The sequence below is a fragment of the Paenibacillus ginsengihumi DSM 21568 genome (assembly GCF_000380965.1).
Taxonomy (GTDB): domain Bacteria; phylum Bacillota; class Bacilli; order Paenibacillales; family NBRC-103111; genus Paenibacillus_G; species Paenibacillus_G ginsengihumi.
In genome coordinates, this window is record NZ_KB905611.1 from 1 (window position 1) to 19,582 (window position 19,582).

Annotated in this window: 15 protein-coding genes and 1 riboswitch; of the genes, 7 read left to right on the forward strand and 8 right to left on the reverse strand. The window is 56.5% G+C overall.

The genetic code is table 11. The annotated features are described in order from the left end of the window. Positions 1-387: 387 nt before the first annotated feature. Together F591_RS0122300 and F591_RS0122305 are read left to right on the forward strand one after the other, a co-directional pair. On the forward strand, positions 388-1,116 hold the full coding sequence (locus F591_RS0122300) for an AzlC family ABC transporter permease (RefSeq protein WP_019536828.1): 729 nt from the start codon (positions 388-390) through the stop codon (positions 1,114-1,116). Beyond that, positions 1,107-1,430, forward strand: a complete 324-nt coding sequence (locus tag F591_RS0122305; protein WP_019536829.1) for an AzlD domain-containing protein — start codon at positions 1,107-1,109, stop codon at positions 1,428-1,430. The genes F591_RS0122300 and F591_RS0122305 overlap by 10 nt, the downstream gene beginning before the upstream one ends. A 1,004-nt stretch (positions 1,431-2,434) precedes the next feature. Here the strand turns inward: F591_RS0122305 and F591_RS0122320 are convergent. The 3 genes from F591_RS0122320 to F591_RS0122330 all read right to left on the reverse strand — a co-directional run bounded on the left by F591_RS0122320 (position 2,435) and on the right by F591_RS0122330 (position 8,274). Next, the gene (locus F591_RS0122320) at positions 2,435-4,420 is read right to left on the reverse strand and encodes a rhamnogalacturonan lyase family protein (protein WP_019536832.1); all 1,986 of its coding nucleotides are present in this window, start codon (positions 4,418-4,420) and stop codon (positions 2,435-2,437) included. Positions 4,421-4,440: 20 nt separating this feature from the next. Continuing rightward, the gene (locus F591_RS0122325) at positions 4,441-5,949 is read right to left on the reverse strand and encodes an extracellular solute-binding protein (protein ID WP_019536833.1); all 1,509 of its coding nucleotides are present in this window, start codon (positions 5,947-5,949) and stop codon (positions 4,441-4,443) included. Between the two features lie 153 nt (positions 5,950-6,102). Further along, on the reverse strand, positions 6,103-8,274 hold the full coding sequence (locus F591_RS0122330) for a helix-turn-helix domain-containing protein (protein ID WP_169445876.1): 2,172 nt from the start codon (positions 8,272-8,274) through the stop codon (positions 6,103-6,105). 220 nt (positions 8,275-8,494) lie between these two features. Between F591_RS0122330 and F591_RS0122335 the strand changes: the two genes are divergently transcribed. The 3 genes from F591_RS0122335 (at position 8,495) to F591_RS0122350 (ending at position 10,971) form a co-directional block, all read left to right on the forward strand. Next, on the forward strand, positions 8,495-9,451 hold the full coding sequence (locus F591_RS0122335) for an ABC transporter permease (RefSeq protein ID WP_019536835.1): 957 nt from the start codon (positions 8,495-8,497) through the stop codon (positions 9,449-9,451). A gap of 19 nt (positions 9,452-9,470) precedes the next feature. Then, on the forward strand, positions 9,471-10,337 hold the full coding sequence (locus tag F591_RS0122340) for a carbohydrate ABC transporter permease (protein ID WP_019536836.1): 867 nt from the start codon (positions 9,471-9,473) through the stop codon (positions 10,335-10,337). 427 nt (positions 10,338-10,764) lie between these two features. After that, positions 10,765-10,971 (forward strand): hypothetical protein, encoded by a 207-nt coding sequence (locus tag F591_RS0122350; RefSeq protein ID WP_019536837.1) that lies wholly within the window; start codon positions 10,765-10,767, stop codon positions 10,969-10,971. A gap of 21 nt (positions 10,972-10,992) precedes the next feature. Here F591_RS0122350 and sdhB read toward each other — a convergent pair whose 3' ends face one another. The 3 genes from sdhB to F591_RS0122365 are packed head-to-tail and all read right to left on the reverse strand — an operon-like array spanning position 10,993 to position 14,196. Beyond that, positions 10,993-11,760 carry a succinate dehydrogenase iron-sulfur subunit gene (gene sdhB / locus F591_RS0122355; RefSeq protein ID WP_019536838.1) on the reverse strand — a complete coding sequence of 256 codons (768 nt, stop codon included), beginning with the start codon at positions 11,758-11,760 and terminating at the stop codon, positions 10,993-10,995. A gap of 2 nt (positions 11,761-11,762) precedes the next feature. Beyond that, positions 11,763-13,523 carry a succinate dehydrogenase flavoprotein subunit gene (sdhA, locus tag F591_RS0122360; RefSeq protein WP_019536839.1) on the reverse strand — a complete coding sequence of 587 codons (1,761 nt, stop codon included), beginning with the start codon at positions 13,521-13,523 and terminating at the stop codon, positions 11,763-11,765. 16 nt (positions 13,524-13,539) lie between these two features. After that, on the reverse strand, positions 13,540-14,196 hold the full coding sequence (locus F591_RS0122365) for a succinate dehydrogenase cytochrome b558 subunit (RefSeq protein WP_019536840.1): 657 nt from the start codon (positions 14,194-14,196) through the stop codon (positions 13,540-13,542). 265 nt (positions 14,197-14,461) lie between these two features. On the opposite strand from F591_RS0122365, the gene F591_RS0122370 reads away from it, so the two are divergent. Next, positions 14,462-15,373 carry a LysR family transcriptional regulator gene (locus tag F591_RS0122370; RefSeq protein WP_019536841.1) on the forward strand — a complete coding sequence of 304 codons (912 nt, stop codon included), beginning with the start codon at positions 14,462-14,464 and terminating at the stop codon, positions 15,371-15,373. Positions 15,374-15,656: 283 nt separating this feature from the next. Here F591_RS0122370 and F591_RS0122375 read toward each other — a convergent pair whose 3' ends face one another. Together F591_RS0122375 and F591_RS33670 are read right to left on the reverse strand one after the other, a co-directional pair. Continuing rightward, positions 15,657-16,319 (reverse strand): potassium channel family protein, encoded by a 663-nt coding sequence (locus F591_RS0122375; protein WP_019536842.1) that lies wholly within the window; start codon positions 16,317-16,319, stop codon positions 15,657-15,659. 12 nt (positions 16,320-16,331) lie between these two features. Beyond that, entirely contained in the window at positions 16,332-16,709 is a 378-nt protein-coding gene (locus F591_RS33670) for a potassium transporter TrkG (protein WP_425414372.1), read from the reverse strand. A 525-nt stretch (positions 16,710-17,234) separates the two neighbouring features. Then, positions 17,235-17,374: riboswitch (cyclic di-AMP (ydaO/yuaA leader) on the reverse strand. 446 nt (positions 17,375-17,820) lie between these two features. Here F591_RS33670 and F591_RS0122390 point away from each other — a divergent pair. Beyond that, positions 17,821-19,434 carry a CPBP family intramembrane glutamic endopeptidase gene (locus F591_RS0122390; protein ID WP_019536845.1) on the forward strand — a complete coding sequence of 538 codons (1,614 nt, stop codon included), beginning with the start codon at positions 17,821-17,823 and terminating at the stop codon, positions 19,432-19,434. The last annotated feature ends 148 nt before the right edge of the window (positions 19,435-19,582 follow it).

A 19,582-nucleotide genomic window follows, 5' to 3' on the forward strand; every position in this document is an offset into this window, starting at 1 on the left:
GTGCCTGTTTAATAAGCTGAAGCATAACCGCTGGCTCGCTACACGGTTCGATAAATTGACGTGTACCTTTGTCGCGTTTTTAAAGCTGGCTTCTTCCATGATTTGGTTAGCCTGAGGTTTGAAAACACGCCCTAGCGCGGCACCATCAGATGATGAAAATGAGCAGCGGGCCCGGGGCTATTTTCAAGATAGACGCCTATGACGAGCGATTCCTTTCGTCATCGGTCGTCACCTTCGGTGTTGAAAAATTCGCCGGAGGGTTCCGTCCAATTTTTCAAGATAGAATTGACAAAAAGGCGTCGGCTTTTTATAGTAATCTTTTAAATCCTTATGTTGGTTGCGGCAGGTCATTCGTTTAACTGAGAGAGAAAGGAGCTCCCGACAAGCATGGATAACGTCCGTTCGGAACAAGCCGGCGCTTCGCACCAGGAGGAAGGCTTTATCCAGGGGGTGAAAGACTGCGTTCCGACGCTGCTTGGCTACCTCAGCATCGGCTTCGCCGCCGGCGTCATCGAGAAGACAGCGGGACTCAGCCTGGCCGAAATCGCGCTGATGAGTCTGGTTCTGTACGCCGGTTCGGCGCAGTTCATCGCCGCGGGCATGATCTCCGCCGGCAGCGCACCGGCCGGCATTATCGTCACGATCTTTTTCGTCAATCTGCGGCATTTGCTGCTGAGCGCGGCGCTGTCGCCTTATTTTCGCCATTTGACACCGCTTCGGAATATGCTGATCGGGGGACTCTTGACCGACGAGACGTTCGGCGTCGCCATTCACAAGATTGCGAACCGGCTTCGTCTGAGCGAGCGATGGATGCACGGCCTCAATATTACCGCGTACCTGAATTGGTTCGCCGCCAATATGGCCGGGGCGTACTTCGGGCAATGGATCGCCAATCCCGACCGGCTCGGGCTTGATTTCGCGCTGCCCGCCATGTTCATCGGGCTGCTGGCACTCGCGGTGGCGAGCCGAAACAAGCTTGCGCTCGATTTGACGGTGGCGGCAGCGGCCGTTATCGTCGCCGTAGGGGTCGGCATCGCCGTCTCGCCGAGCTTCGGCGTAATCGCTGCCGCTGTGATCGCTGCCACGATAGGGATGGTGCTGGAACGATGCAGATAGATCCGGGAATTGCCGCCGTAATTATAGGAGCTGCTGTCGTCACCTTCCTGCCGCGGGTGCTGCCGCTCATGCTGCTGAGCCGGATGGAGCTCCCGGGGTGGGCGATGCGCTGGCTGCATTACGTGCCGGTCGCTGTGATGGCCGCCCTCGTCGGACAGGAGCTGCTGCTGCAGGACGGCGAGCTTGCGCTTCTGCACAATCCGAAGCTGCTCGCAGCTCTGCCGGCGGTCATCGTCGCTATCGTCACACGCAGCCTGCTGGGGACCGTCGTTGTCGGTATTGCCGCGATGATGGTACTGCGCCTGTGGATGTAACGTCGGATATACAAGTTGAACGAGTGTTTTCAGCCAGGGCCGCCATGTAACACCTTCTTCCGATCGCTGTTGTTCTCAGATTCCCAGATTCCGATCGTAGAGGTAGAAATCCGGGAACAAAGGCGAACGCTTCGCTTCTCCTGAACACGTCACCCTCTGGCCAAGCCGTGCGATGGTTGCTCTCGTTCAACTTTTATATAGTGTTTGGTAATTCCGAAGTTTTATCGCCTGCTGCGCCGGAAGTTTCGTAACAACGTCAATAGCCCCCGCCTGGTGACGGGAGCGCATTAATACTGTTTTAGAGTTGTCTGCCTTGCAATGTACGTCCGCAAAACATACGCAAAAAGGCGGAGACGCGGTCTCCACCCCACGCGCTTCTCGCCCGAATCGGCAAGCTGCAATCAACAGCGGCGTTTAGGAGGGGCAGCCGCTGCTTCTTCCTGCGCGCTTACGGAGGCTCGCTGTCAAGCAATACAAAGGCGGAGGAAACACTAGAATAAGCATGAAATTCGATCTTATCCACGACAAAAATCGGCTAAACGCCAAAATAAGAATGAATTTCGTGCTTATCTCGCTGAAATCGGTCTTTTTCCGGGTGCAACAGATCGAATAAGATCGTTTTGCGATCCTATTCGAGTCTATTGGCCTATTTTGGAAGAAATAAGCTTGTTTTTGGTTCTTATTGCTTGGAGGGCGAGCCGAAACCGACGCGGATGGCCGTGGGGGCGGGCTGAAGCCGAATCCCGAACGCCATGGTCAAGCTGTGGCCGGACCCGGCAGCCATAAGAGCGGGCTGGACCGGAGCGGGCAGGCCGCAAGCGCCATGGCAGCGCAGATCGTGGACAAGGCGCTTGCAGCCCTCCTGAAGCGTTCCTTCCCAGCCGAAAGGCTCGCTTATAGCTCCGGTTTATGGGGTCAAGCGGATATTTGGCCCCCATTTTCCCCCGTGTTTCCCCTCATAACCCTCATCGGCGCTTAAATCCGCAGACCTGGCGTTCCTTCCGCTACACTCGCTTCGGATAATTGAACTCCCCGCGATAGTTCGACGCGTTGCTGTGGGAGTATTTGTCCGGCACTACGACCGGCGCGGCTGCCGGGCGGTCCTGCGTGTAAATGTACATCCGCTGCGTATCCCACAGCAAAATTTCGTCGCGCCCGTCGCCGGTTACGTCCAGCACCTCCGCGCACAGCTCGGGGTGGCCGTCGTCGGGGAACGTCACCACCCGCAGGCCGTGCCCGTCGATGAGCCCGCCGTGCTTCACACTGCCGTTCAGCAGCACCAGATCGTCCCCCTCACCGGTCCAGTTGACCGGCGTAATGACGTTGCCGTTGCACGTCGGCTCGAACTGGTGCAGGATCGTTCCGTCAGCGCCGAAGATATAGACGATGCCCTGCTCGCCCCAGAACGTCGAGACGCACAGCTCCAGCCCCGGCAGGTCGGGGCGGTAGTTGCCGACGCTGACCCGCTGGGCGTGCCCGATCCGGTGCTTTTGCAGCAGGTTCCCCTGCAGATCGCCGATCATGAAGCCTTCGTCGCCGGAGGCGATGGCGATCAGCGGATCCTTGCGGCTCGGATCCCAATGACCGATCAAAATTTCGTCCGTATGATCCGTATCCACCGGCAACGTCCACAGCAGCGTCCCGTCGTGATCGACCAGATGGTAGCCGATGAACATCTCGTCCCGGCCGTCGCCATCCACATCCGCGGTATACGGGAAATGGCCGGTATTGCGCTCATGGAACGTCCACAGCGGATTCAGCTCATTGTCGAACACCCACACTCTGCTGTAGCGGTCCTTGATCAGGATGTCGGTCGCCGTCGCTTTGCCCGAGAAATTGGCGATGCGGATCGAATCCACATTCAGCCGGTCGAACGCATATTGATTGTGAGGCACGGTGTACAAAGGCCGTTCGGTCGGTTCCTTGCACAGCGGCGTCGGAATCGAGCGTTTAACCTCGCCCGTGCGGCCGTCCAGGATCATCAGCTCGAAGTTGCGGGCCATGACAACCTCGTCGAACCCGTCTCCGTCCACATCGCACACCTGGAAGGGCAGGTCGGCTGACAGCAACGCGTGATCGAGCAGCGGGCTCGGCTCCCCGAGCTGCCACAGCACGTCGCCGTCCAGCGTCAGCGCAGTCAGGCAGCTGATATGGGCGTAGGCGTCCTTGTGGCCCCGCTTCTGGTGCTGGGCCAGCACCATCTGCAGACTGCCGTCGCCCGTCAGATGGCCGAAGCGGATTTGCCGGGCGGTGCCGAAATTTTTGAAGTCGATCGTCTTCCACAGCCGCGGCTGCGGGTATTCGCCGCGCCGCATCGCCAGCTTCAACTGGGCGCTGCGGTTAGCGGTCAGCCATTTCTCATGAGCCGCCTCGGTCATCTCGACGACCACATTCGCATACTGCGCCGGCATGCGCGAGGACAAGCCGATCTTGCCGCAGGCGTAAGCGTCGTCTTCGGCCGCAAGCAGCTCGCTGCCGTCAACGAAGGCGCGGAAGCGCGGGCCTTCGCAGACGATCCGCAGGCGGTAGTAATGATCGGCGTCGTAGGCGAACGCGGCGGAGGCCAGCTCGATCACCCGCTCCTGATCGCGCTTCATTAGGAGCAGCTTGCCGCCCTCGAAGCCGAGAAAATAATGCCTGCGGCTGTGCTGATAGCGGAAGACGATTCCCGTATGCGAATGCGTAGACAGCGGCCTGACGGTCGCCTCATACGTGTAGTCGCGCCAGCTTTCCTCGCCCTTCACCAGAAGCGGCCAATGCCGGGCAATCGCCGCTTGCGGCCGCGTCTGCTCCATATATTTCGTTCCGCGGTCTTCCGTCACGATCCAGGTCGGGCCGAGCCAGCCGTAATAGACGATCGGGTCGTACCAGCCCCCTAAGTACCCTTCCGGGGGATAGTAGTGGTACTCTCCCAGCGCCGAATGCTTCGGATCGTAAGGAAAAGGGCCTATTGCAAAGTGGTCGAACGTATCCTGCAGTACTGTAATCATGACAGCAACGCCTCCTTAAGTTATTGCAAATTTTGGCCTTCCTTGAGGTACCATTCGGTCCACAGCTTGATCGCCTTGTCGCCGCCGGAAGCACGGTATTTCTTCACGTAATCGTCCCAGGTGTCCTCGACCTTCTCGTTGCCGAGAATCGCCTTGGCGGTATACTCCTCGACGATCTTGGGCAGATTGTACGCGGTCAGCTCCGGATAATACGGCAGCGAGGCGGCGATCTTGTCGAGCTGGCCCAATTCGTTCGCCAAGGTCAGATTGTCAATGACGTGGTCTTCATAGTCGGCCTGCATGTAAGCCTTCACCTCGTCGTTCAGTTGACCGTGCTTAACCATCGAGAATGCCCAGTGCAGATTGGCCCGCTCGTTGGCGGTCTTCTCGTATTTGCCGTTGTTGGTCGTATAATGCTTACCTTCGATGCCCAGATAATGATAGCGCGTTCCTTCAGGCGACAGCGCCCAATCGATAAACTTCAGCAGCTCCTCCACCTGCTTCGTGTCCTTCGGAATGGCGATATAATGGCGGTTCGTGGAACTGTAGGAAAATTTGGTCGGCGTGCCGTCCGGCCGGAGCGGCGGCTCGATGGCGATAAACTGCTCGGCCGTTCCCGGCGCCAGCTGCGCACCGCTGGCAAAATGCCAGTAGTTGTTCGTGAGACCGTATTTTCCTGTACTGATCTTTTGCCGGTAAATGGTGCCGACCGTCGTAGGCCATTCCGGATCGAGAATTTTCTCCTCGATGAGCTTGTTCATGAAGATAAGGTAGTTTTTGTATTCCTCCGTAATTTCCGGCGGCAGCAGCTCGCCGTTGCGGAATTTGTACGTCTCCGCGTCGAAGGCCGCTTTGAACATTTTACCGCCGTAGAGCATGCCGTTGATCGCCAGCAGGCCGAACGTATCGTTTTTGCCGTTTCGGTCGGGGTCCTGATCGGTGAACGCTTTCATGACTTGATAAAATTCGTCGATCGTCCTCGGAATCTCGAGGCCCAGCGTCTCCATCCAGTTTTTGTTGATATAGACGACCTGATGAAAGCCGTCATGCCGGTTATAGGGAATCGCCCAAATTTTCCCATCCTGCGTAACAGGCAGCCACGCTTCCTTCGGCATCGCATTTTTCAGATTCGGATACTTGTCCAAATAAGGTGCGATATCGGTCAGCAGACCGTCCGTCGCAAACTGCATCAGCTTGTTCTTATCGTTGTCGCTCACCATGAACGCATCCGGATAATCGCCCGAAGCCATCAGGATGTTCAGCTTGTCCAAATAGCCCGCCGAGCCCGGCGATTCCAGCTCCACCCTGACGCCCGTCTTCTCCTGCAAGTAATCGATGTACTCGTTGTCGGTCAGCGACATGCCCTTCGCGTCGACGTTAAAATCGAACAGCACCTTGAACGTCGGCGTGCCGGACGGCTCGCTTCCGCCCGTCTGTCCGGCGCCTCCGCCTTGATTGCAGCCGGCGACCGCCAGCGCCGCGGACGCCGTCAAGAGCAGTGCCGCTTGCTTCTTCTTTTGCCATTTCATCGGTATATGACCCTCCCGTTTCAAATGATTGCAACCTCTCCCCGAGACCGGTGTGGAGAAGAGTTATTCCTCATTCTAGTGAGTCGGACGCAAATGGCAATGAACAATACCTTTGCGAATGTATATTTTTTACGAAATGGAAGTGTATATTTTTTAAGGCGCCGGCTGCGACTGCATATTTTGCCGCTTCTTCCGCATCCGGTATTCGTTCGGTGGCATCTGATGCAGCTTCTTGAACTGGCGGATGAACGTATGGACCGTATCGTAGCCGCACTGCTCGGCAATATGCTGAATCGTCATCTCCTCGTTGTCCAGCAGCTTGACGGCCTTCTGAATGCGCAAATAGCTGATATATTCTACGAAGCCCATTCCCAGCTGATTTTTAATGTACACGCTCAAATAAGAAGGGCTCATGGACAGCTTGTCGGCCAAAATATTGAGCGAGATCGGCTTGTCGAAATGCTTGTCGATGTATTCGATAATCGCCTTGCCGTTCGCCCCCCCTGGCTCCTCCGGCCGGGACTCCTCATGGCGGATCATCGCCGAGCAGATGCTGAGAATGTACGATTTTTTATCCTCCCAAAATTCGTAGCCGTACAGCGTGATAAATACATCTTCTTTAAAATAACGGTTCAGATCGATCCGGCGCTCGAGCGCGAATTTCATGATCGTGGAGAGCACATGGGCGAAAAAGGCGTGAATCCATTCCGGCGTCAGCTGATGATGGGCCATCAGCCCGCTCAGCATCCGGTCCAGCAGCTCTTCGATTTTGCTCAGGCTGCCTTCCTTCAGGCAGTCGTTCAGCTTGTACAGCTCCTTCGGGAAGCGCAGAGGCGATTCGGAACGCGAGACGGGCAGCTGATCGTAATAGATGATCGCGTGCTTGCCGTACACCGACTTATAATCAAGCGCCAGCAGCGCATGCGTGTAGCAGGCGTGCACCTGGGAGATGTCGCCGGCCGTCTCGCTGATACCGGTGCAGACGGTCAGGCCGCAGTTGGAGCGAATGTCTTCCTGAATGTAGCGGATCGTCTCCTCCAGCTTGACCGCAGCGGCGGCATCGGTCGTCGGGTGACACAGCAGCACCGCGATATTCTCCGGCGTCGCACTCACGATATATGCATTGAACCTCAGCACAAAAGTCCATTTGACGGCGTTAAAAATGATTTTATTCAGAAAAAAACGCTCGCTGTTCGACTTCGACAGCAAAAAGTTGTAGTAATTGTCGATCTGGAACACAATGACCTGGTACGCCTCGCCCTTCAGATCGATCTGGTACTGCTTCGTCTTGTTCTCCAGCTCGGCCAGCACCGGCTTGCCGTTCAGCAAATCGGCGATCAGCCCGCTGCGAAGGTCGTCCAAATTGCGCCCGAGCTCCACCTGATGCCGCAGCTCCTGCCGCGGCCGGTAATAGCGGAAATACCAGAACAGCAAGAGCCCCAACGCAAAGGCAAGGACAAGCACAATATATTTGTACAGCGCCTTGCCGTTCGGGCCGCTTGCGAGCAGCGGCTCGGGCAATACGGTGAGCAGCTTCCAGCCGCCGTCCCCGGACTCGGAGACGATGATCAGATGGTCCTTGAACATGAAGGACGACTGCTTGACGCCCAGCAGCTCTGCGGCATGCTCTTTGTAAAAAGCCTCGATCTCCGCGTTCTTCGAGAGCAGCACCCGGTTGTCCGCATCCAGCCAAAGCAAATTGTCGTTGCCGTCCATGACCGATTGGGCGACATACTCCGCCTTCAGATTAATCGCAACGGCCCCGGCCTTGTTCCGCGACGGCACACCGCCGATCATCGATATGACGGGCGAGCCGGCCGCGTATTCCTGCATCTCGTAGCCGATCGGCTGCCACAGCCACTGCGGGCCGTCGTCGCTGTACGGCAGACGCTCGAAGGCGCGGCGGTTCGGAAACGCTTCCAGTTCGGACAGCATGAACGGCGTCGACAGCACCATATTGTTGGCCTTGTTGTGCAAGTAGACGGAGGCGATGCCGGAGTGGCTGTTGATCAGTTCGAAAAAGAAGCTTTGGATTTGGCTGAGCCGGTACATTTCCGCGGCGAGCACTCCCGGACGGTTCAGCCATTCCGTGACATTCCGGTTCATCAGCACCTGGCGGTAAAGCGATTGAATTTTGTCCGTAAACAGCAGCAGCGACGAATAAGCCTTCTCGTGATTTTTTTCGAATGTATATTTTTTTTCTTGGGCGTCTTCCGATCGGTTGATATGATCATACAGCATGAACGATCCGATGGAAGTCAAGAGAAGGAGAAGGGATAATACAAACACCGTCCGGTCCTTCAACCGGTTCATTAAAACTGTCATGCGCACAGCGCCCCTCCTATAATTATAGGCGATATTATAGCATATGTATCGGCATTTTCGGGCTGTACTTACAGCATGTTCCAAAAAATGATTCATCCCGCATAAAACATCCATCGCATGACCGTAAAAAATGTACACCGCGCAAAAAATTAAACATATCCTGCCTGCAGACAGCCCCCTATAATTAGACCCAGAATCTCGCTCCGAGGGGGAATCCTACATGAAGTCAGCCTTGCAGCCTCGCGAGGCGGCCGCCCGCAGGCCAGGTCCGCTGCCGGCGCTTTGGCGCACACTATGCAAATACAAATATTTGTATCTGCTGATGCTGCCCGGTTTTGTCTGGTATTTTATTTACAAATATTTGCCGATGTACGGCCTCATCATCGCCTTCAAGGACTTTAATTTCTCCAAAGGCATCTGGGGCAGCCCTTGGGTAGGACTGAAGCATTTTGAGTTCCTGTTCTCCTATCCCGACTTTTACCGGATCGTCAAAAATACGATCCTGATGAACGTGTACGAGCTGCTGTTCTCGTTCCCGGCTCCGCTCATTCTCGCGCTGCTGCTGAACGAGCTGAAAAACGTCGTCTTCAAGCGGTCGATTCAAACCGTCGTCTACTTCCCGCACTTTTTGTCCTGGGTCGTGTTCGGCGGCATCGTCATCCAGCTGCTGTCGCCGAACGACGGGCTGGTCAACCAACTGCGCGAGGCGATGGGCATGGAGACGGTTCATTACATGATCCGCTCCGAATATTTTCGGCCGATCGTCATCCTCTCGCTCATCCTGAAGGAAAGCGGCTGGGGTGCGATCATTTATTTGGCCGCGCTGTCGGGCATCGATCCCGAGCAGTACGAGGCGGCCACGATCGACGGGGCGACGCGGTGGCAGAAGCTGTTCCACATTACGATTCCGGGCATCCGCAACACCATTATCATTCTGCTCATTTTGAAAATCGGCACAATGCTCGACTACGGCTTCGAGCAAATCTATGTCATGTACAATCCGTCTGTCTACGATGTCGGGGATGTGCTCAGCACGTATATTTACCGGATCGGCCTGCAGGATGCCAGGTTCAGTATGACGACGGCGATCGGCCTGTTCCAGTCGGTCATCGGTTTCATTCTCATCTGGAGCGCGAACCGCCTGGCAAGACGGTTCAGCGACAGCGCGCTGTGGTAGAGCGCAGAAGGAGGCCCGAATGCTGAACAACCGTATTTCTATCGGAAGCATAGCGATCGGCACGATCTTGACCGTATTCGCCGTGCTCACCTTTCTCCCGTTCTATTACGTCGTCCTGACCTCGATCAGCGACCCGCACGCCGTGAAGGAGGGCGAGCTGCTGCTGTGGCCGAAAGGCTTCGATCTGAACGCGTACGAAGTCATTCTGAACAACGACCGGTTTATCACCTCCTTCATCAACACGATCAACCGGACCGTGCTCGGACTCATCGTCAGCCTGTCGCTGCAGCTCAGCTTCGCCTACGTCTTGTCCAAGCGCTATTTGCCCGGGCAGAAACAACTGATGCTTTATATCATTATCACCATGCTGTTTCAGGGGGGCATCATTCCGACGTACCTGATCGTCAGAGGGACCGGGCTGATCGATACGATCTGGGCTTTGGTCATTCCGTCGGCCATCAGCACGTGGAATGTCATTTTGCTGAAATCGTTCTTCGACAACATCCCGGACAGTATGGAAGAATCGGCCAAAATCGACGGCGCCAACGACTGGGTCATCTTCTACCGCATCTACGTGCCGCTGTCGACGGCGTCGGTCGCGACGATCGGCCTGTTCATCGCAGTGACGAACTGGAACTCGTATATGGACGCGGTCATTTATATTCACTCCTCCGAACTGCAGGTGCTGCAAATCTTTTTGCGCGATATGGTCGTGCAGATGGAGATGGCCACCCTGCTCGGAGACATGGGCGTGCTCAGCGAGACGTCAAGCCTGTCGGTGCGGACCGCCTCGATTTTCCTGGTTGCCCTGCCGATCATCATCGTCTATCCGTTTATACAGAAATATTTCGTCAAAGGCGTCATGCTCGGCGCGGTGAAAGGCTGATCGGACACCGCTCGCCGAACAGGCTTGGATAGCGCTTTCGAATTTGTTACACAATTGAAACATTCCTGTTACGGATTTAACATGTTGGTTGTGTAAGATAACTAACAAGACCCCCTTTTTAATATATAAAACCTTGAAGACCCGTCCCGTTGACGGGTCTCTTTTTTTTCATTTCGCGGGCGCATGAGGCGGGCAAATCCTGCAAAAAATGCAACATTTTCCGCATCATTCACGCAAAGGGCAGGGTAATGTTGTATTTTGTGCAACAATTTAGGCGTGATTGGCTTCAAATCAGGAAATATCGCCCAAAATGTTGCACTTTCTACAACATTAAGCGGCAAATGCGGCTTATCCCCCTGTTTTTGTTGTATAAACTACAACATTTTCATCTTCTGATGGTGCTGCGCCAGCAGCATGGGGGTCTATCTTGAAAATAGCGCCGGTCCTGCAGCCCAATTTTCACCATCTGATGGTGCTGCGCAGCGGCATGGGCGTCTATCTCGAAAATTCGACGAAGCTCTTCGGCGAATTTTTTCAACACCGAAGGGGACGACCGATGGCGGAAGGAATCGCTCACTTTCTGATCTGCGAACAAAGCCGCCCCGATATACTCGGGGCGGCTTTGCGTCTATAGCCTGCTTATAGAAATGATGCCTTACATGGAAAGCCAACGCTTGAACAGATGCTTCGTCGTCTCTTTGTTCATATCGGCGATCGACGTCGTCAGCGGGATGCCTTTCGGACAGGAGCGCACGCAGTTTTGCGAGTTGCCGCAGCCTTCGATTCCGCCATCCTCCATCAGCGCCTCCAGACGCTCGTGAGCGTTCATCTCGCCGGTCGGGTGAGCGTTGAACAGGCGCACCTGCGAGATGGCTGCAGGGCCGATGAACGACGTCTTGTCGTTCACATTCGGGCACGACTCCAGGCAGACGCCGCACGTCATGCACTTGGACAGCTCGTACGCCCACTGCCGCTTCGCTTCCGCCATGCGCGGTCCCGGACCGAGATCGTAGGTGCCGTCGATCGGAATCCACGCTTTCACGCGCTTCAGCGCCGCGAACATCCGCTCGCGGTTGATGACAAGGTCGCGCACGACCGGGAACGTCGACATCGGCGCGATGCGGATCGGCTGCTCCAGCTTGTCGATGAGCGCCGAGCACGCCTGGCGGGGCTTGCCGTTGATCACCATCGAACAGGCGCCGCACACTTCTTCCAGGCAGTTCGATTCCCAGCATACCGGCGTCGTCTTCTTACCGCTGGCGTTCACCGGATTCCGCTGAATCTCCATCAGCGCGCTGATCACGTTCATGTTCGGACGGTAAGGGACCTCGAACTCCTCCGTATACGGCTGGGATTCCGGGGAATCTTGCCGGGTAATGATGAACTTTACCTTTTTGTTAGCTGCAACCGCTGCTTCTGCCATGATTAGTTACCTCCCTTCTTCTTGTCCGTCGTATAATCGCGCTTGCGCGGCTTGATCAAGGAAACGTCGACATCTTCCCAGTCGATCTGCGGTCCGTCCGGCGTCCACTTCGCCTTGGTCGTCTTCAGGAACTGCTCGTCGTTGCGCTCAGGGAACTCCGGCTTGTAGTGAGCGCCGCGGCTCTCGTTGCGCAGCAGCGCGCCGAGCGTCATCGCGTGGGACAGCTCCAGCATGTTCCACAGCTGACGGGTGAACGCCGCGCCGGGGTTGTTGAAGCGGGCCGAGTCGTTGATGTTGATCTTGTGCCAGCGCTCCTTCAGCTCGTTGATCTTGTTAATCGTCTGCTCGAGGTTCTTGTTGAAACGGACGACCGTCATGTTGTTCGTCATCCATTCGCCAAGCTCCTTGTGCAGCATATAGGCGTTCTCGTTGCCGTCCATCTTGAGGATGGATTCGTAGCGCTCGGTATGACGCTTCTTCTCGCGGTCGAACACCGTGGAGGAGATGTCGTCGGCATGCTTCGTCAGCCCCTTGATGTACTCGATCGCTTTCGGACCGGCCACCATGCCGCCGTAGATCGCCGACAAAAGGGAGTTAGCGCCGAGACGGTTCGCCCCGTGATATTGATATTCGCATTCGCCGGCTGCGAACAGCCCGGGAATGTTCGTCATTTGGTTGTAGTCAACCCACATGCCGCCCATCGAGTAGTGAACGGCCGGGAAAATCTTCATCGGAATTTTCCGCGGGTCGTCGCCCATGAACTTCTCGTAGATCTCGATGATGCCGCCCAGCTTGACGTCAAGCTCCTTCGGATCTTTGTGCGACAGATCGAGGTAAACCATGTTCTCGCCGTTGATGCCGAGCTTCAGATCGACACAGACGTGGAAAATTTCGCGCGTCGCGATGTCGCGAGGCACCAGGTTGCCGTACGCCGGATATTTTTCCTCCAGGAAGTACCACGGCTTGCCGTCCTTGTACGTCCAGACGCGTCCGCCTTCGCCGCGGGCCGATTCGGACATCAGGCGCAGCTTGTCGTCGCCGGGAATCGCCGTCGGGTGAATCTGGATGAACTCGCCGTTGGCGTAATATACGCCCTGCTGGTATACGGCGCTTGCAGCCGTTCCCGTGTTGATAACGGAGTTCGTCGTTTTGCCGAAAATAATGCCGGGACCGCCGGTCGCCAAAATAACCGCATCGGCCGCAAAGGTGTGCACTTCCATGCTGCGCAGATCCTGCGCGGCAATCCCGCGGCAGACGCCGTCGTCGTCGATGATGGCGCCGAGGAATTCCCAATGCTCGAACTTGGTAACGAGCCCGGCCGTTTCCCAGCGGCGCACTTGCTCGTCAAGCGCATACAGCAGCTGCTGACCCGTCGTCGCGCCGGCGAATGCCGTGCGGTGATGCTTCGTGCCGCCGAACCGACGGAAATCGAGAAGCCCCTCCGGCGTCCGGTTGAACATAACGCCCATGCGGTCCATCAGGTGAATAATGCCCGGCGCCGCCTCGCACATTGCTTTGACCGGAGGCTGGTTCGCCAAAAAGTCGCCGCCGTATACGGTATCGTCGAAGTGCTCCCAAGGAGAGTCGCCTTCGCCTTTCGTATTGACCGCACCGTTAATGCCGCCCTGCGCGCAAACGGAGTGGGAACGTTTCACGGGCACAAGAGAAAACAGCTGAACGTGAACGCCGGCTTCCGCGGCTTTGATGGTGGCCATCAGTCCGGCCAAACCCCCGCCGACTACGATAATTTTAGAATTCGCCATTGTCGTTCACTCCCCCTTAATGACTTGCCATATCCGGCAGTTGTCCGAATTCCGGATTCACGAACGCGGACAGCGCCATAATAAACATGACGGACATAATGACGAATACGCCCATCCATACGTACGTGGAAACACGCTGCGCTCTCGGACCTACCGTCACGCCCCAGCTGACCAAGAACGACCACATCCCGTTGCTGAAGTGGAACACAGCAGCAACAATGCCAATACAGTACAGCACGAAGTTGACCGGATTCGAGGCGATGTGGTGCATTTGAATGCCGATCTCCTCTTGAGCGACCGCGCCGATGGCGATCTGGAAGCGGGTCTCGAAGAAGTGCCAGGCCACGAACAGGAACGTGATGACCCCGGTCACCCGCTGCAGAAAGAACATCTGGTTGCGGAAGTAACCGTAGTTGGTTACGTTGTTGCGGGCCGTATACGCGACATACAAACCGTAGATCGCATGGTAGGCCAGCGGAATCCAAATCCCGAAAATCTCGAGCGCCAGCACCAGCGGCAAGCTGTGCAGCCATTCCACATGCTCAAGAAAACCGGCGTGCCCGCCTTTGAAAGCTGAATAGTTGGTCAGCAGATGTTCGATCAGGAAGAAGCCGACCGGAATAACGCCGAGCAATGAATGCAGCTTTCGGTTAAAATACGAATTTTTGAACATGGAGTACGATGTTCCCCCCTCATAAAATAAAGCTTGTCACATTTTCGTAAAAACCATTTACCATTTTACTCCCGCAGTTCCAGAGCGTCAACAAAAACACTACGCCTATTTTCCATAGTTCGACACCTTTTTATGCAAAAATAGGAACGATATGTGTTCATTTTGTGACACCGGCCATCTATCATAGTACTCCCGTTTCGCTTATAATGGAAGTGCTTATTTATTATAATTGTTTATAACCATATGGCATAAGAGGAGCAGCTTTATGGAAATCTTCGATATATTTGCCGTCGTTGTGGAGCAGCAGAGCTTGAATAAAGCTTCCCAGCTGCTCAACTTGTCCCAGCCCGCGCTCTCCCGCAAAATCATGCGGCTCGAGGAGGAGCTCGGCGTCAGCCTGTTCACCCGCAAGGGCAAGCGGCTGGAGCTGACCCGCGCCGGCCATATTTGCTATGAACATGCCCTCGAGCTGAAGCGGCTCGAGCATAAGCTGGAGCAGTCGCTGGCCGCGTATAAGTCGAACAACCCGCCGGCCGCAATGACAGTCGGCGCCAGCCTGACGACGCTGCAGTCGACCTTGCCGGACTTGATTGCGCTCTACACCCGCGAGCATCCGAACACCGACATCAAGGCAGTGACCGGCAAGACGCATGAGATCGTCCCTCTGGTCAAAGAAAAAAAGGTCGACATCGGACTCGTCGCCTCGAGGATCGAGCATCCCGGACTGACCTGTCTGCCGCTGTTCGACGATCATCTGTGCCTGATCGTGCCCATCGAGCATCCGCTGGCCGGCAAGGCGAATCCGGGCGTCGGCGAGCTTGATGGACTGCCGATGATTTTGTTCTCCCGCGGCACCTGGTACCGCATCCTGATGGACGAGCTGTTTCACCGGCATGCCATTCATCCCGATGTAAAAATGGAGATCGATTCGTTCGAGGCGATCATCCGCCTGCTGTCGATCTGCCAGGCCGCGACGCTGCTGCCCGAATCGTACTTGCGGCATCCGCTGATCGAGTACAACGGGCTGAAGGTCGTCCGGATGCCCGCGCTCGAAGGCACGACCCGGACAACCTCGCTGCTGTACGTCGAGGAAGCCGACAGGCAGCCGGCAATCCAGCGTTTTATCGACTTGGCGGAAGCGTATTATCGGAATAAAAGAAAATCGCCCCGGCTTTGACGTAAAGCGCGGGACGTCTGGCTGGGGACTGGAGGAGGGGAGGCCCGGGAAGGGCTGCGCCGGCGGCGCAACGAGCCTTGCGCAGGACTCGCTGCAGTGAGTCACGTGCGCAGTCGCTGCGGGAGAATCCGGCGTGGAACCGCCTGCGGGAGAATCCGCGCCAAGAGGCGGGCCGGTTTACGTCAGCGCACGCGGCTGCCGGATTCCTTGAGGCAGGCCCCCTGGCGGCGGGCCGGTTGCCGGGCTCCGGCAGGCATACAAGCGTTGCGCCGGCCCGTTCCCGTCAGCCGATCACTTCTCTCTCCAGCGATTCGATCTGCTCGTTCGTGCCGATGATGACCATGACATCCTTTTCCTCCAGCTTGTCGCCAGCGGTCGGCGCGATAATGACGCCGTCTGCCTTGTTGATGGCCACGACGGTGCAGCCGTATTTGTGCCGCGGGTCGAGCTCGGACAAGGTCATCCCGGACAGCCGCCTGGGGACGGCCAGCTCGGCGATCGTGTATTCGTCAGACAGCTCGATGAAATCCAGCAAGTTCGGCGATACGAGCTGGTGCGCCACGCGAATGCCCATATCTCTCTCCGGGAAAATAACGCGGTCGACGCCGATCTTCTCCAGCACCTTGCCGTGAAGCTCGGACAACGCCTTGGCCACCACCTTCTTGACGCCGATATCCTTCAATAATATGGCCGTAAGAATGCTGGCCTGAATATCGTTGCCGATCGCCACAATCACGCAATCGAAATTGCGGATGCCGAGCGACCGGATTACCTCTTCCTCCGTCGAATCGGCCACGACCACGTGCGTGAGCTCGTCGCTCAGTTCGTCGACCATCTCCTCGTCCTTGTCGATGCCGAGCACCTCGTTGCCAAGTTGAATCAATTCCTTCGCCAGACTGGAACCGAACCGGCCCAATCCGATCACTGCATACTGACTGCGCGCCATGTGCACTTGCTCCTATCCGATCGTGATTTTCCCCTCGGGGTATCTGTATAATTCTCTCTCTGGCTTCCGTCCGAGCGCGTAAGCGAGCGTAATCGGACCGAGTCTGCCGGCAAACATCGTGAGCGCGATCATCAGCTTGCCGACGTCACTCAAATGCGGCGTAAGCCCCATCGTCAAGCCTACGGTGCCGAAGGCGGAGGTGACGTCGAACAGAATGTCCAGAAGCGGGCTGTTTACCGTCATCGCCAGTGCCATCGTCATGAAGACGACCAGGAATAAAGCGATCATCGTCAGCGTAATCGCCTTAAGAATGCGATCCTTGCCGAGCCTGTGACGGAACAGCACGATATCCTCCTTGCCGCGAACTATAGCGACGATGGCGCCGAGCAGCGTGGCGAACGTCGTCCGTCGTCTTGATGCCCCCGCCGGTCGAGCCTGGGAACGCCCCGATAAATATTAGGATAATAATGAAAAAAATGCGAGTCCTGTCGAAATCCGGCAATATCCGGCGTATTGGGCCGGCCGTTCTGGGGGCGACCGACTGGAAGAAGGACGCCTACAGCTTGCCCGCCCCATCCAGCGCCCCCGTCTTCACATTCGAATATTCGATCGCGAACAAGACGACGGCTCCGATCGCTATCACGATCCCGGTCATGCTCAGCACGACCTTTGAATGCAGCGACAGCCGGCGGTTTTGCGGTAATCCATCACATCCGACAGATAAAGCCGAGTCCTCCCAAAATAATCAAGCCCGCTGAAGGTGCCGAGCACAATAATGATTGCAAAAACCGATGACTAAAACCTGCGGGGGCGCAAGCCCCGTTCTTTTGATGGCTCTCATAAGGTTACCTGCCGATGTCTGCCCTGGTTCAAGGCATGAAAAAAAGACACTGGAAGCCCGGTGTCGTTGTTCACTGGTTCCTGCTAGCAAGCCTACGAGGTTAGCTGACGGATTCGGGACACAGGCTCCCTATCAGCGCCTCCCGCGAAGCGCCGAATTCACCCCAATTTCATGGTTCCCCCGTTTTCATTAAGAAATTCGGCTGTTATTCAATTGATATGAATTATAATCCTGCAGCGGACGGAAAGACAAAGCTCTTTTTGATTGAAATGGCTTGAAATTCGGAAATGCAGAAGCGCTGTTAACCCTACCATAAGCATGTAGCGCGGCCTTACGCCTTTTTGCCCGCTCTTGCTCGGTAAAGCTCGGGCAAAAGCGCGGCGGGCAGATCGAATGGCTGGGAAAGCTATCGAATGTGTGATACGTTAATAGAATACACTGTAATGTGCGCTTGGCCTATCTTGAAAATTCGACGAAGCTTATCGGCGAATTTTCAACACCGAAGGTGACGACCGATGACGAAAGGAATCGCTCGTCATAGGCGTCTATCTTGAAAATTTGGCGGTATACGCCGACAAAATTTCAATACCGCAGGTGACGACCGATGCCGAAGGAATCGCTTGTCACAGGCCTCTATCCCATTCGATTAAGGAGAAATGCATGAGCAGACGAAACCGCTATCCTTCCCTGTTGCTGCTGGCCATTGCCGGGCTTGTTATGTATTTGGGCGTCAATCTGCTGTCTTCGCTGCTGAACTCTTCCCCCGGCTCGCTGCAGACGGACACCAGCTTTCCCCGAATCAGCAAGCAGGAAGCTGCGGAAGCCGCCGCCGAATTTGCCCGCAGCAAGCTGGGACTGACCGCAAATTACGAATCCGATGTACGCCTGCAGTCGCACAAAACGCGCAGCGGGTATTTGCAGCGCGAGCAGTTGGCCGAGCAGTATCAGGAGCGCTACGGGGAAAAGTATCCGATCGATTATTTCGAGGCGGAAATGAACGACCGCACGACCGGAACGACTTATTACGTCGCGGTCAATTACCTGAACGGCGGCATTATCGGCTGGGACGTCTATCCAGCCGCTGCAGCCGGCGATACGGAAAGCGGCGCCTCCGACGCGGTAAAGCTGGCGGAAAGCCGCATGAACGAGATGGGGTACCGCCCGGGAGATTATCGGCTTATCCGGAGCAATCAACCTTATCTGCTGTTCGAGCATACGACGGAGCGGATCGGCGATGCGAAGCTGCTGCTGCGCATCGCCGTGGCCGGGGAGCAGGTGCGGTCGTTTCATCCCGAATTTTCCGTTCCGGAGTCATACCTGAGCTGGCAGCGGGCGCAGGATGAACGCTCCGCCCAGATGACCCGGATCAGCATGGGCATCTCCTTCATCATGACGATAGGCGCATTGTTTGTGATGCTCAAATACCGCAGCCAAATTACGTTTTCCCGCGGGCTGATCATGACACTTATGTTTCTTGCCGTGTACGTATCCCATAATTTCAATATGATTCCGGGCTATCGGACTTACCACGGCAGCGGGCCGAGCGAGCAGGGCATAGCGTTTTATTTATGGTTTGTTAATATTTTCACCGGGCTGCTGGCGCTCTCGACTTATTTCACCCTGTCGGCGGGACGGCAGCTGTGGGCGGGCACGGGCGATCCCCGCTATTTGTGGCCGACCTGGCGCTCCGCCAGCTTCGGCCGGCACGTCAAGGAAGCGATGGTAAACGGCTACCTGCTCTGCCTGTTCATCCTCGGGGTGCAGCAGACGCTGTTCTTCGCCGCCGCGGAAGGCTTCGATGTATGGGCCGTGAACGATCCGGCGGATTCGGTGTTCAACATGGCTTACCCTGCGATTTTTCCGCTGCTCGCCTGGGCGGCGGCTATCTCCGAGGAAGCGGCGTTCCGGCTGTTCGGCATCGCTTTTTTCCAGCGCCTTGTAAAAAGCCGCTTCCTGGCTGTACTGCTGCCCAGTGTCATATGGGCGATGAGCCATACGCAATATCCGATCTATCCCGTGTATACGCGGCTCGTGGAGGTGGCCGTGATCGGCATCATCTTCGGCTACGCCTTCCTGCGCTACGGCTTCCTTACGGCGGTCTTCGCCCACGCGGCGATGGACAGCATTCTGATGGGCTTGTCGATCATGTATTTGGGCGGGGCGGCCCATGTGCTGACCGGCGCGTTCTATCTCATCTTCCCGGCCTTGGCAGGCTGGCTGCTGGCCTGGCTGCACGGCAAGCGCCGCCCGGCTGCCGGAAGCTGCGCGGTATGAGCGCGGGGCGCGGGGGGCGAAGGCGCCTAAGCAGCGGGCCTGCACATGCCGCAAGCGGCGGCGCGCTAGGCGTTCGAGCAGCGCAAGCAGCGGCGCCCGGTTAGCCTGGCCGTGCAGGGCAGCGCGCGGGCCTTGTTGCCGGCGCCAA

Coding starts and splice junctions, on each gene's coding strand:
- sdhA (WP_019536839.1), bottom strand. CDS start 13,523: ATGGCGAATTCTAAAATTATCGTAGTCGGCGGGGGTTTGGCCGGACTG.
- F591_RS0122325 (WP_019536833.1), bottom strand. CDS start 5,949: ATGAAATGGCAAAAGAAGAAGCAAGCGGCACTGCTCTTGACGGCGTCC.
- sdhB (WP_019536838.1), bottom strand. CDS start 11,760: ATGGCAGAAGCAGCGGTTGCAGCTAACAAAAAGGTAAAGTTCATCATT.
- F591_RS0122365 (WP_019536840.1), bottom strand. CDS start 14,196: ATGTTCAAAAATTCGTATTTTAACCGAAAGCTGCATTCATTGCTCGGC.
- F591_RS0122390 (WP_019536845.1), top strand. CDS start 17,821: ATGAGCAGACGAAACCGCTATCCTTCCCTGTTGCTGCTGGCCATTGCC.
- F591_RS0122340 (WP_019536836.1), top strand. CDS start 9,471: ATGCTGAACAACCGTATTTCTATCGGAAGCATAGCGATCGGCACGATC.
- F591_RS0122305 (WP_019536829.1), top strand. CDS start 1,107: ATGCAGATAGATCCGGGAATTGCCGCCGTAATTATAGGAGCTGCTGTC.
- F591_RS0122335 (WP_019536835.1), top strand. CDS start 8,495: ATGAAGTCAGCCTTGCAGCCTCGCGAGGCGGCCGCCCGCAGGCCAGGT.
- F591_RS0122300 (WP_019536828.1), top strand. CDS start 388: ATGGATAACGTCCGTTCGGAACAAGCCGGCGCTTCGCACCAGGAGGAA.
- F591_RS0122370 (WP_019536841.1), top strand. CDS start 14,462: ATGGAAATCTTCGATATATTTGCCGTCGTTGTGGAGCAGCAGAGCTTG.
- F591_RS0122330 (WP_169445876.1), bottom strand. CDS start 8,274: ATGACAGTTTTAATGAACCGGTTGAAGGACCGGACGGTGTTTGTATTA.
- F591_RS0122375 (WP_019536842.1), bottom strand. CDS start 16,319: ATGGCGCGCAGTCAGTATGCAGTGATCGGATTGGGCCGGTTCGGTTCC.
- F591_RS0122320 (WP_019536832.1), bottom strand. CDS start 4,420: ATGATTACAGTACTGCAGGATACGTTCGACCACTTTGCAATAGGCCCT.